The sequence below is a fragment of the Mycoplasma nasistruthionis genome, from assembly GCF_006228185.1.
GTDB classification, from domain to species: domain Bacteria; phylum Bacillota_I; class Bacilli_A; order Mycoplasmatales; family Metamycoplasmataceae; genus Mycoplasmopsis; species Mycoplasmopsis nasistruthionis.
The window spans coordinates 53781-67121 of sequence record NZ_CP040825.1 but is presented as its reverse complement, the minus strand read 5'-3'; the positions used below and the strand labels follow the sequence as shown (position 1 = coordinate 67121).

Annotated in this window: 10 protein-coding genes and 1 riboswitch; of the genes, 3 read left to right on the top strand and 7 right to left on the bottom strand. The window is 27.8% G+C overall.

The features are described from left to right. Entirely contained in the window at window positions 1–3867 is a 3867-nt protein-coding gene (locus tag FG904_RS00270; protein ID WP_139591946.1) for an OppA family ABC transporter substrate-binding lipoprotein, read from the bottom strand. Window positions 3868–3879: 12 nt separating this feature from the next. After that, the gene (gene pepF, locus FG904_RS00265) at window positions 3880–5709 is read right to left on the bottom strand and encodes an oligoendopeptidase F (protein WP_139591945.1); all 1830 of its coding nucleotides are present in this window, start codon (window positions 5707–5709) and stop codon (window positions 3880–3882) included. A gap of 78 nt (window positions 5710–5787) precedes the next feature. Further along, a riboswitch (Lysine riboswitch) is annotated at window positions 5788–5956 on the bottom strand. Window positions 5957–6741: 785 nt separating this feature from the next. Here pepF and FG904_RS00260 point away from each other — a divergent pair. The 3 genes from FG904_RS00260 (at window position 6742) to FG904_RS00250 (ending at window position 8793) form a co-directional block, all read left to right on the top strand. Continuing rightward, a complete protein-coding gene (locus FG904_RS00260; RefSeq protein ID WP_139591944.1) occupies window positions 6742–7122 on the top strand; it encodes a transposase family protein in 381 nt (126 codons plus the stop codon). Beyond that, window positions 7116–7589: a hypothetical protein gene (locus tag FG904_RS00255; protein WP_139591943.1), complete on the top strand. Its 474-nt coding sequence runs from the start codon at window positions 7116–7118 to the stop codon at window positions 7587–7589. Before FG904_RS00260 ends, FG904_RS00255 begins: the two co-directional genes overlap by 7 nt. A 181-nt stretch (window positions 7590–7770) precedes the next feature. After that, window positions 7771–8793, top strand: a complete 1023-nt coding sequence (locus tag FG904_RS00250; RefSeq protein ID WP_139591942.1) for an Eco57I restriction-modification methylase domain-containing protein — start codon at window positions 7771–7773, stop codon at window positions 8791–8793. Here FG904_RS00250 and FG904_RS00245 read toward each other — a convergent pair. From FG904_RS00245 to FG904_RS00225, 5 genes are all read right to left on the bottom strand, one after another. Beyond that, window positions 8783–9487: a hypothetical protein gene (locus FG904_RS00245; protein WP_218936996.1), complete on the bottom strand. Its 705-nt coding sequence runs from the start codon at window positions 9485–9487 to the stop codon at window positions 8783–8785. The genes FG904_RS00250 and FG904_RS00245 overlap by 11 nt on opposite strands. 788 nt (window positions 9488–10275) lie before the next feature. Further along, on the bottom strand, window positions 10276–10572 hold the full coding sequence (locus tag FG904_RS00240; RefSeq protein WP_139591941.1) for a hypothetical protein: 297 nt from the start codon (window positions 10570–10572) through the stop codon (window positions 10276–10278). Window positions 10573–11190: 618 nt separating this feature from the next. Beyond that, window positions 11191–11838: a chromate transporter gene (locus tag FG904_RS00235; RefSeq protein ID WP_338044334.1), complete on the bottom strand. Its 648-nt coding sequence runs from the start codon at window positions 11836–11838 to the stop codon at window positions 11191–11193. Continuing rightward, window positions 11838–12479 (bottom strand): chromate transporter, encoded by a 642-nt coding sequence (locus FG904_RS00230; protein ID WP_139591940.1) that lies wholly within the window; start codon window positions 12477–12479, stop codon window positions 11838–11840. The genes FG904_RS00235 and FG904_RS00230 overlap by 1 nt, the downstream gene beginning before the upstream one ends. Before the next feature lie 28 nt (window positions 12480–12507). Continuing rightward, complete coding sequence (locus FG904_RS00225; protein ID WP_218936995.1) at window positions 12508–13335, bottom strand: hypothetical protein; 828 nt, start codon at window positions 13333–13335, stop codon at window positions 12508–12510. Window positions 13336–13341 lie beyond the last annotated feature (6 nt).

Here is a 13341-nt window from a genome sequence, read left to right as displayed (position 1 = left end):
CTATTTAGGTCTTACACCGTTTACAGTTCTATATCTTTGGAAATCATCATAGTCTGAAAAGTTTGTAGGCACGATGTAATTTGGATTAATTAATGTTTTTGAATATTTTTGTGTTGAAACTGCTAAATTAATGTCTGGAATAGCGCCAGCTAAGTTTGACACTTCTTGAGCTAATTCAACTAAGTCTAAACGATCAATGATTTTCTTTTGACCTGGATTTTGTGGATCGTCAATTACTGGTGATGTTGTATAGTTTAGTCAGAATCTTGAACTAAATACACTAATGTCAACATATTGCGAAGCTTCTTCGGCTGATAATTCAACAAATCCATCGTTTTCATATTTGAATGAACCAAAGTAATGTTCTATATCTTGAACATTTGAATTTGTTAATTTATTTGTAAAGTCATCAAGAGAAATTGACGGTCTGAAACGATTCATTTGGACAAACTCTTTTAGATATTGAGCAGCTTTGTATAGTTGAGGATAAAGATTTTGCATTTTAGCTGCATATTCTGGATCAGCAACTATGGCAAATAGTGTTGGAATGATTTTGGCATTTAATGAATATCCATCAATTCCTGAACCGATACCATCGTAGTCATAACCTCAACCTGCTAGTGAAAACGGAGAAGTTCCTGTTCAGTAATTTCTTCATTGTTCAGTAGTTGGTTTAACAAAGTTCACATTCATTCTTGGATCTAATCCGTTTCAAGCTGCAATTACTAAATCTAAAGCATTAATTACTGGATCTGGGTAGTTTAAATATCTGTAGTAGATATCAAAACTAATTTTGTTAGTTGAAGGAATGTTGAACTTAGCATAAACTCTGTCTAATAAATTCTTCATTCTTTCTTGCAATTGACTATAAACAACTGATTTAGCAACATCAGATGCTGAAACGTTAACATTGTTTGTAAAACTTGGTTTAATTAATGAACCTAGCTCACCAAAGTCAACTCTTTGTCCTGTTTCTGAATCAACAACAAAAACCGCATTAATTAAGTCATTGTTGTCTCTTAGGTTATTTGGAACAGTTGTTTCTGTGTCGTTTTGTTCATTAATTTTAGAGTCAGGAGACAATCCTGTAATTCAAGGTTTAACCGGTTGAGGTGAACGCTGAATTGAAGCGATTGAGTTTCAGTCAATAGCTGCTGTTAAAATGCTTCTAAATTCTCCTCCAGTTCCTGCGGTTGCTTCTCTTATAGCATTTTTTGAACTTGTACTAATTGATTCTGCTGCCGACATCCCTCACATTGTGTAAGCATATTCATCATTGTAATATGGTGCTGAAGTACCTTCTTTTGGCAGAATTGATCAGAAGAAGGTATTTACTAATGTGTTTTTAGATAAAGCACGAATATAAGCAATTCCATATCCTTCAGGATCTTTATTTACAGCATCTCTATTGGCTTTTGATAAGGTTGTAAATGGATATGTGGCTTTTTGTCCTGAAAGATATGAGAAGTATGATAAATCTGAATAAGTAGCTGGTTCAACTGGTGCTGAAGCATATTTGTTTGAGAATTTTTTAATTGTTGTTAAATCATTAACATATTCTGTGTCTCAGTAATTCTTATTAATTACTGTTGAAATTGTTAATGTGTCTGGATTAAAGTCTTCTCCGATGTATTTACCTGAATATAAAGTATCATCAACTGAAAGTCCATATCAGTAAATACCACTCAATTTAGCCAATCCTTTAGCATTTTGGATTGATGATTTGATTGCTTTGAGTTGAGCATCACTTAAATCTTTTTGTGAAATTACTGTTTCAGCATTTGCTTTTGAAGTGTTGATGATATATTCAGAAGGTGCCGGAATAAATTCATATGAAGAAGAGACATTTTCAAGGACTTTATCAAATTGTGTAATTGGAACACTTTCATCCTCTCTGTGAATTGTGAAGTATGTGTAATTGTCATCTTCTGATAATGATTTTTCTGGTTTTAATAAGTCATCAAAACTTACATTAAATAATGAAAATAAATATTTATTTCCATAGTTTGCTCTAGGGTCTAAGAATCTCCCAGGATTAATTAGCATACTTCTAACATCATTATCTGTTTCCCTTGAACCACCATGTGATAGCCTATAAGGTGTGTCTCACATTTGTGTTCTTAATAATCCAAGATAGAAGTCTTTTGCTACTATTGGATATTTTGTTCGATTTCCTTTAGCATCGGTTCAGAAATGACCTGGTCTAACTCTGAATTTAAGTTCAGTTGATTTATTTAAAACATCAAAGAAATGCTGTGAGTTAATTGATTTAGGATTTGATGAAAACCTTCTAACTTCAGCACTGGCAAAGTATTTGTTTGTTTCTTTAACAACTTGACCGTTTTCATCAAGTACCGGGTTTCCGTTTTCGTCTAATTTATCTTCAACTACAACTTCAGTTGGTGCCGGAATTAATCCTGCATCATCTGAATCAAAAACCATTTCTACTAATTGTCCGCTTTCATTAGGCACTTTTAAAATAATTGCGTCTGCTAGTTCTAATTTGTATCTTAAAACAGTTGGTGAAATAATGTTTTCAACTTTTACTTTAACAGGAACACCGTTTTCATTTAATTTTCACTTATCAGATGCTTTAAGTTTTGTTTTTCCTATTCTTTCAGCTGAAACAAATGAAATTGAAACAGTATCTGAAATATTAGCTTGACGATTTCCAAAACTTACAGTGTTGTCAAATGGAGCATAACCAGGTGAATATTGTGAGTTTGTATCAATTTGGAAAACACCGTTTTTAGCAAAACTATCACTAACTGGTGAATTTACAAAAGGTTCATTAGGAAAAACTATTTTATTGACTTCTTGTTTTGATAAATATTTAGGATCTGAATTAGCTCCTGTTTCATCAAAATTAGCATCTTTAGTTGAATAACTATAAGCTGAAATGTCATTTTGCACTAGCAAACCATTGTATTTTCTTTGTTCATCAGTTGCTTTAGAATAAGTATCAAAAGCACTTTGAATTTTTTCATTTAAGCCTTGGTCGCTGATTTGTTTGTTAATTTCAGCTTTTTTAGTTGATAGTTCTTGTTGTTTTGTGTTGATTTGTTGTTGAACTTCTTGATTTGATTGATTTTGTTGTGCAATTTGAGCATCTAACATGCTTTGATCGCTTGCTTGTTGTTTCAAATCTTGATAAATATGGTTTTGAACAACCAACATTGATTCAGAGTTTTGAGTTAATTCTTGTGAAATAGTTGATTGTTGTTCTTTTGATGCTTGAATTTCAGATTCTAGTGCTGTGATTTGGGCATTTTCTTGTTCTGTTTTATTTTGTTTATCTTTTAATAAAGCCAAATTAATGTTTTTGTTATCTAAAGTTTGTTTTAATGTGTTTAAATTACTTTCTAAACTTTTAGCTCTGTCTGTAATCTGTTTTAGTGTTGGTAAATGATTTTGTTCATCTCCATAAGATTTATTTAAATAACTATTAAATTCTGAATTTAGAAAATCCTGAATTTTAAATTCTGAGTTTGAATATTCTTTCGCTTTGGCTTCTAGTTGAGTAAAATCGCTAGATGCTAGAGCTAAAGATAATAACTCTTTTTTAGCTTGTAAATTGAATAATTTAGTTTTCGCAGCTAATAAGTCTGAATTTAAATCTTGCAGTGAAAAGATTAATAAATCAGCTTGTTGTTCAAGTTGTTGTTTTTGTTTACTGTATTTATTAAATTCAGCAAGAGCATCTAAAGCTTGTTTTGAATATTGTTGTGCTTTTTGTTGATACTCAGCAACTTGTTTTTCAGATAAAAAGTTTAAAGTTCTTTCGCTTGATGTGTTTTTACATGAAAGGGCAAGTGCTGGAAGAATTAAACTTGTACTAGCTACTGGTAATAATCATCATTTTTTCATATAACCTCCTTGTTATTTTGTTTTAAAAATTTCTTTACCTAAAACCACTCATTGATCAATTAGGTCTGATAAATAAGCAAATCCTTGTGTATAAAAGTTGTTGTCTTCTAAGTCAACTCCAACTTTTTTCAAAATTTCAATCGGATAATCGCTTGAGCCTTGAGATAAAAAGTTTTTGATGTAATTATCTAATGCTTCTTTGCCACGTTTTTGATAATCAGCAAAGAAATAATTTGCTACTAATTGTCCTATAGCATATTTGTAAACATAAAATCCATAGTAGTAATGTGGTACATAAATTGAACCTAAATTATCTTTGGCAACATATTTGTTTAATTTCGACAATGAATATTTCTTAGAATTTTCAAAATACAGTTTTGAAATAGCATCATAGCTACTTGAAATTTTACCTTTTGCAATAGCGTGATATAAATCATATTCATAATTAGCTCATTGTACCTGACGCAGGACTGTTCCTACAAAACCATCAATCATGTTAGTTAAAATTTTAAATTTTAACTTCTTGTCATTTGATGTTTTTAGCAGATTGTCAAATAGCATTAACTCATTAAAAATTGAGGCAATTTCAGCTAAAAAGATCGGATACTGGCTAAGTTCAATGGGTTGATTTTTGTCTGAAAAATATGAATGCATTGAATGACCTAATTCATGTGCTAAAGTTTCCACACTTCCTAACTCACCATCAAAGTTCATTAAGATATATTTCTTATCAATACCATACGTTCCACCAATTGAATAAGCTCCTGAACGTTTATTAACAACACTCATAAAGTCAATTCAATTCTCATTAAATGCCTTTTGAACTTGATTAATATATTCGCTACCAAATGGTTGAATGGCATCTAGAACTAATTGTTTTGCTTCTTCTACTGAATATTGGGCTTTTGTTTTAACTAGTTCTCTTTGTGTGTCTCATTTCTTCATTTTAGACTTGAACTTAGCAAGATAAAACTTGTTATAGTATTTACGATATTTCAATAACACTTTTCTATTTTCAGAAACTTGTTTAAATAAAGTTTGTAAAACTTGATCTGAAACCTTATCTGATGAAGTCAGCATTTGCGTTGCTGAATCATATTTGGTTAATTTAGCATGTGTTGCCGTGCGTTGAAATTCTTGAAATAATAATTCACTTAACGAATCTTTGTGTTTATAGTAAGCATTTCAGTAATTTTGATATGCTTGTTTTCTTACATTAGAATCATCAGACTTTAAAAATTGACTGCGATTAGTTGGGTTAAGTTTAACTTTTTTGTTTTTAAATTCAACATAACCATAATCTAATTCTGAATTAGTAAGTACTGAGAAGATTGCATGTGGGTCAGGCTCTCCGATAGCTGACTGAATTAAATATTCTTCAACCTCATCACTTAATTTGTGTTTTTTGTTTTCAATTAACTCTTCAATATAACGTTTGTGATTCTTTAGTCTTGGATCTTCTTTGTAAATCAGCATTTTATCCATGTTAGCATAAAATCGATTTAACTCAGAACCAAACTCATCACTTAGTTGTTGAGATAAAAACTCATAATCTTGCGATAGTTTTTTAATTTCAGGATCGATTAAATTAACATTTAATTTATTAGATAAATAATTACTAATTTTATTTTCAACTTCACTAGCTAAATTGGCATCTTTAATATCTTCTAAATACGCTTCAATAGTTTTGTACTTACTATCTTTATTACTAATTCTTTTTTTAGCAATTTCAACACTTAAGTCAATTCAATAAGTTAAAGGTTTGTTTTGCAAGATATCTTCTAAATCTCATTGATACTGTTTAGGTACATCTGAGTATTTTTTATACTGTTTTGCTTTCATAATGCTCCAAATTTAAATAAAAAAGTTTTGTAGACTATAAACCTACAAAACTTTTTCTATTATTTTAAGAAAGTTTGGTAAATCTATAGCACCAATGGAAATTTCCAAAGAGTAGAAATCTTTTATGCTTTTCTACCAGCGTTAAGCACTGCCGTTTTTAACGCTTCGGCTTTTATGTCCTTTCAATATCAATCATCGCATGCCTGCTATGATATTTACTCTTACTAAAAGCTCCTCTATAGTGTTGCAATTAATAAGATATAACTAAAAAAGACTCGGAACAATAAAGGTACGAATCGGTCAGGTAATGTTAATAGTTATATTTAAAAATTGCCTATTCATAAAAGTATTATAACACACCAAATTTGATTTTGAAACTAAAGATTTATTAATATGTAATTTCTTCTCAAATAACAGGAATCTTGTCCCTCTCGGAATAACATGAATTTTGTCCACTTTACATCTACAAAAAAATCTATAAGTTTAAAATATAGGAACGAAAATTAAACTACAAAATAACAAGATACATTCATTATCTGAATATCAAAGAAGAAAAAAGATTAATATCGAAATTATCATCACAAACCCAAATTTAACAAATGAAACATTAGCTATCAGAACAGGACTTTCAAAGAAAACTATCGCTAGATACAAACAAGAAATTAATCGAAGTTTTACTGATAAAAAACCAGAAATTATATTAAATCATGGTAATACAAATAAAATAAGAAAATATAAAGTTTCTGATGAAAAATTTCATGAACTTTACAAATTATATTTAACGGTAACAGAAAAGTTAATTGATGTTGATAGGACGTTTAATCAATTAAGCTTTAAAACCTTTTACAATGCTTTCTTATCTGATGAAATAAAAAGTGAGATAACTTATAAAACTATGATTTTAAGATTTAATCAATTGAAACTACATAATGTTCACACTACAAAAAGAGAAAGAGAAAAATTACCAGAGATTTAAAAAACAAAATTTATCTTTACCATGCAATTGATGCAGCAACAGGAACGCTTTTAGGTATGTGGGTTGAGTATCAAGAAACTAATCTTGGATATCAAAGACTCCTAGAAATAGTGTTTAAAAGATTTGGATTCCCTAAAATAATCCATACAGATAAGCATAAAACATTTTGAGGTAGTGAAGGTACTGAGACAATGTTCGAAAAGAATTTAAACGAAAAGGGTATTAGAATAATAAGTTCATCAAACCCTAAACGCAAACCGCATGTTGAAAGATCTTTTAGAAGTGCTCAAGATAAACTACCAGTTTTCATTAGTCAAAATCAAATTAAAACAATTGAAGATTTAAGAAGAAACGGTGATAAATATGTAAATTACTACAACACAAATTTAAAAAAGTTATTGCTAAAAAATCATTATTCAACAAAGAAGGAATGCTAAGAAATAATTGAAGAGTTGACATTGAAATCAACAGAAAAGTTATTAATGGTGCGGTTAGATTTGGTAAGAAAATTTACGCAGCTTATATGAGTGATGGCAGAAGATTAATGATGCATGATTGATCATGAACTAGATTAATAATGGCGTCTGATGGTAATTTTTATTTCAAATATTTAGACAAGATTTATTATGCAAAAGAACCTGAAGGAAAAGATTTGACAAAAGCAGAAATTTGAGCTTTGGAAAACAATTTAGACCTTTCAGTACCACATGTTCAACAAATGTATTTTTTGTTGTGCAAAAATAAAAGCTTTCATCAATATTTACAAAAATACATGGATCGATTAATAAATTTACTGTCTCAAATTGAACCTGAAGAACAAGAAATAAAAAATGCAATGCGCGAAATGTTCAAAGAAATACGCGCATTGCATAACAAAATTGCTGATGAAATTCTAATAGAATAACATCATTTATATTGTATAAAAATATCATTAAATTAAATCACGAAAAGTGACAAATTAAGCAATATTTTACAAAGCTAATGAAAGTGGACAAAATTCCTGTTATTTGACAAAAAGTTCCATAAGCAATAAACCTAAAACAAAGGCCAAATTTAAGTGTTATAATTGAAAAAATGGAGAATAAATGAATAAAGAATTTTTAGGACAAGTCTTTACACCAAGTTTTATAGTTGATAAAATGATTAATTTAATTTCATTAAAAAACCCTTGTTTGATATTGGAACCAAGTTCAGGAGGAGGGGCTTTTTATAATGTATTAATTCAAAAATATAAAAATGTAGTTGGTGTAGAAGTGGATAGAACGATTGCGCATGAAAAAGCGGTGATAAAATCGTATTTTAATACAAATTATAAACCTGATGTGATTATAGGTAATCCACCATATGTTGCGTTCAAAAACATTATTGAGAAACTGGAAAGTAATTTTTTGAATCACAAACCAAATCTATTTTATTTTTTTCTAGAAAAAGCATTAAATGATTTAAGAGAAGATGGGGAACTAATTTTTATTACTCCTGCTTCAATTTTTATGAATACAAGCTCAAAAAAGCTAAATAAATGAATTTATGATCATTTCTCAATAACTCATTTTGAGCAAATTCCCGAAGATGTTTGAGAAAACGCTTCAATCCCTACAGCTATAGTAAAGATAGTTAAAACAAAAAATCATAAAGATAAAATTAACTACTATTTTTCAAATGGTAAAATTTTTTTCGGTAAAAAAATATTTTTTAATGAAAAAATTATTGTCAAGGTTGGCGGAGCATCAGGATTTAATTCTAAATTGGAAAAAGGAAAAACAGCATTTGTTGTTTCATCAACAGAAAGGGATGGGCAGTTAAAATTAATTAAATACGAACCACGCACTTGAATTAGACCCGTGCCTTCGCCTCCTGAAGAATTCACTTATCAAATTTTTGTTAATTGTAAAACAAGGAATGAAAAGCCTTTTTATATGTTGAAAATTCAAACAAAAAATACATTTATTAATTATGATGCTTCTGTGTTATGTTTGTTTGTGAATTGTACTAAAACGGAAGCATTATCTTTAGTGAAAAAATTAAACTCGATAAATTGAGAACAAAAAGGGATTAAGCAAGACGGTAGATTTCATTTTTCTCAAAGCGTCTTGCAAGCTATTCTTTAATTTTATTGATCGAAATTGAGTATTCATGAAAAGCATCATTAAAATCATCCAATATTTTTGCTCTTCTTAATACTGACATAGCTAGATTTTTTAATATAAAGTCCTTCGATTCTTTGAATGTCCTATTAATTATCGTCTTATTATCAGATCATTTACATTGGAAAGGTAAGTTATTACCGTTAGGCACAATAACTCTTAGTCTTTTTAAAGAATTAAAAAATATTTCGTTTGTGTCATCTTTGTTGATAACTAAAAAATAATAATCTCTTTCATTTTCTTTCAAAGCGGTAGATAATAATTTAAAATATTTATCTCATGTTATAGGGCATTTATTTTTTACTAAGCCCGTAAGAGCAAAAAACAACCCTTCTTTTGAACTTAAATTATCAGCTGATGAATTTTTAAAACTGCTAATTTTTATGTTAATTGGGCAGTAAAAACTTTCAGTTGGGTTCTTTATAAGAATATCAAATCATCATCTTGGGCTAGGTTGAACATCTATGACTAAGTTTCATTCTTTAAATATTTTTATATTACTATATGAATTTAATATCACCTTAGTCAGTTCATATTCATTAATAATTGAATTGATTCTTCCATCATCAGTATTTTTCGATAAATATAAGGACTGAGTTTTAAGGTAATTAACTAATTCTTTTAATACCAAATCGTAATCTTTAATTGTAAATTTCATATGACACCAAAATATTTTCTTTTTTTAAAAATTATACATTATTTAAAACTTGGCATCATAGTAACAGCACAATAACAGGAATTTTGTCCATTTTCTGTAAAAAATTATTTAATTTATTGCTTTTTGTGATTTAATTTAATGATTTTGCAATAATATAAACAATGTTATTCTATTAGAATTTCATAAGTAATTTTATTATGTAATATGTGTATTTTTTCAACATTTCACACATTTTGTTTTTTAATTTTTACCTCATTTGGTCTAATTTGTTTTAATAATTTAGAGAGTTTTTGTTTGTTTTTAGAAATTTATAAAAAATTGTTTTATTAAAAGCTACTATATTTAGTGGAAAAATTTATACACATAACGCTATATGCTTATTAAGGGTATATGGCGTTTTATATTCTAAATTTGATTGTGGCGTTTCGTTGTTGTATGAACTAACGAAATTGTTAATCAAATTAAACACTTTTGAAAATTTCATTTCTGAAGCATTGCATAAATCAAAAAGTTCACGTTGAAAAAAATAAATACTTAGAAGTATTGTTTCTAATGAATTTCCTTTAAACAACATTGAATACTTAATATTCTGGGACATCAGAAATTTCTTAATTCACAATTTGTGTACTCAATATCATGATTGCTGTGATAAATTCGCAGACTAAAACCATACTTGTCTAAAGTATTTTTTAAAACATTTATGGTTGATTGAGCAATTCTATCATCAGACAATGTTCAACTCAAAACAAAATTAGAAAAAAGTTTCTGTAATAACATGTAAATATTTTTTATTTGTTATTTACTTTTGCAAATTTAATTTCCGTATGAAGTTTTTCAGCAAAATAACTTGATGAAAAATCACCAGCCACTAAATCTTCCACTCAGACTTTTTTAAACTTATCTTCGTTTGAAATTTTATTTGTCTTCTTATTTGTGTAAGTCTTAGATTTATAACTTGTTTTAGATAATTTATTCAAAACATATAAGAAAACACTTTTTATGTTTACTATTAAATACTTATGGTAAAGTTTATCTCTGACAATGACTTTACCTAACTTTTGAACTTCATTCAGTATTCAATTCATCAATTTTTTATCTAAATATTTGTCAGCCGAATCTTTCTGAGTTTTCTTTTGATAGTTGTTATAAAATAAGATTCTTGAAAACTCAAAAATATCTAGGTCTGTTTAATCTTTATTGTTTGCAATCTTTTTTTGATATCCCTTTAGTCGCTTTAACATTTAGATTTTTTGATTCCGTGGTCTTCAAATATTTTTTCAGATATTCATTGATAAGCATCTCTTTTGTTTTCACTTAAGTCATTAAGGGTTATCTTTTTTTATTTGGGAGAACTATTCTTTTAGATTTACCTGTTTTTGATTTCAATAACACAATGTCTATATTGTAAAGTTTTGTTCAGTTTCTAATAAGTATTCAGCCGTAATGATGAGTTTTTAATTTGGTTTTTTAATGTAAATTATTTTTGTAACATATAAAAACACATACGTTCTTAATGCATGAATGTGTACATTTTTTTACTAGCTTATTAAAATTTCACTTACATTTTTAATATCTATTTAAAATTTCGTTTGTGTATGGACTGTATCTAAAATATTTGTCTTTTAAAGTTTAAGTCTCTTTAGCTTAAATTTATTAACAAAGCAAAAAAAATCAGACTTACTTAGAAGTAAGTCTGAATTCGTTTAATAATCAGCAAATAAAAATAAAGAAATTGCTATGTTAATTAAAATAATTACAAATAAGTTTCATTTTTTTCGAGCTGCTAATCAAGAAAAGAATATTCCTGCTGGAACATATATTTTTAATAAAATGTTTTTGTATCCTACAAAATATGATGAACTAGTTTGAATATAACTGTCTGCTGTAGAACTGTTAAATTTAATTTCAGGTGTAAAAATACTAATTAATAATGACACAGCTAAGGACAACATAATTCCTGCCACAATTGGTTTCATTAATAAAAGTAAGTTAGCAACTAAAGTGTTATTTTTAAATTTAGTTATATATTTCATAGCTAAAACCATAATAATAATAGCCGGTAAGCAAAATACTAAATATGTAACAAACATTGCAATAAATCCTCATCATTGACCATCTGCTACTATATAACCAGTAAAAAAAGCAAATTTTGTAGAAACTACACCAGGGGTAGTATTAGAAACTGTAAAGATGTTGTTAATTGTATCTTCATTAATATTTGCACCAAAAACCTTGCCTATCAAGCTTCATAATCAAGCAAAAATCGGCATAAAGACTTGTCCGCCACCAAAAACAGAAAGTGAAACAATAATTAACATCGGAAGTGCTACCAAGAATCCTAAAAATAACATTATTTAGTCTCCTTAGAGCTTTCTTTTTTGATGTTAAATCACTTTGGTTTGGTTTTATTTTTATACTTGTGGTTGATAAAAATATAAAGCAAACTATATATTCCAATCACTGAAACTATTGCAATAACTGGCAAGTTTGCAGGCGATGGCACAAAAGTACAAAAAGCAAATGTGAAGGTAAAAATAATTATTCATAAGGGAGTTTTTAACCCTTTATGAGATTGTTTAATATATCTAATTCCAAATTCAATTAAGAAAGCAATAATTGAAACTAAAACACCTGTAGATATTATTTTTAAATATTCTTTTGGTACAAACTTTGTTAAAACAACCAATAATACAAAAGCAAATAAAACATGCGGCAAAATGGCTAATAGTGTAATAACAGTTCCTAAAAGCTTGCCTTTTAAATGAATACAAATATATGAGATGGTTTGAATGACTGAAGCTCCTGGGAGCATATTTGTGACAATAACAATATCGTCAAATTCATCATCACTAAATCATTTTTTGTTAACAACTGCTTCTTTGTAAATTACTGGCATTAAAGCATTACCGCCACCAAAACCAATGAATGAAACTTTTAATATAAAAAGAACTAAAGTTCAAATCGAAACTTTCGGTTTATTTTTTGTTTCCATTTATCTCCTTAGGTAATAAAACAATCAGTTATGACTGATTGTTTTTAATATCTTTGTTTTGATTTTTTCATTTGTTAATAAAGTCTGGATTAGCTTTTTCAATTGATTCTAAATAAGTTTCAACATAATTTTCAACAACTTCAAAATTTTTATCTTTTAAGTTTGTTGTTTTACCTAAACTATATATGCTTAGTCAAAATGAAAAATACATCGTTTCTTTTAGCAGTAAATTTTTACGTTTATAATCTGAAACTACACATTGGTCTGGGTTTATTAATAAATAATATAAAGCATATTTTGTTTTAAATTCATTTTTACGTCTTAAAAAATAAATAAATTCGTAAGGTTTTTGTAATTCAACTTCTTCTTTTTTCTCACTATTCTTTTGAATTTTTAAGATGTCTCAATTTAAATGAATTAATGTTTTGTCATAATTAATATTACTTTTAACTCACTGCTCAAAGTCTTTAGCTTCTGGTTTCTTAGAATTTTTTAATCAAGTTCAATATATTTTAGCTATTTCTGTTTTAGTATATATTTCAACACTAAGCGCTATTAAACAAATCGCAGATAAAGCAACATATGGAATTAAGGTTCTGTTGTTTGTAAATTTTATTTTATAAACAATAGATAAAGTAATCGAAACAATTAAGAAAGATATAACCATAAAAAGAGCAATAATATCAATTGCTCAACTAACTATTGCAAAAATGGTTAAGTTCTTTTTGATTTCTTTTGGTATTTTATACTCTTTAATTAAATCTGAATCTTTTAAAGTTGGAAAAGTAAAACTTAAGTATTTATATGGCATGTTCATTTTTAAAACTAAGCCACGATAAACACTATAAATAATCATTAATAA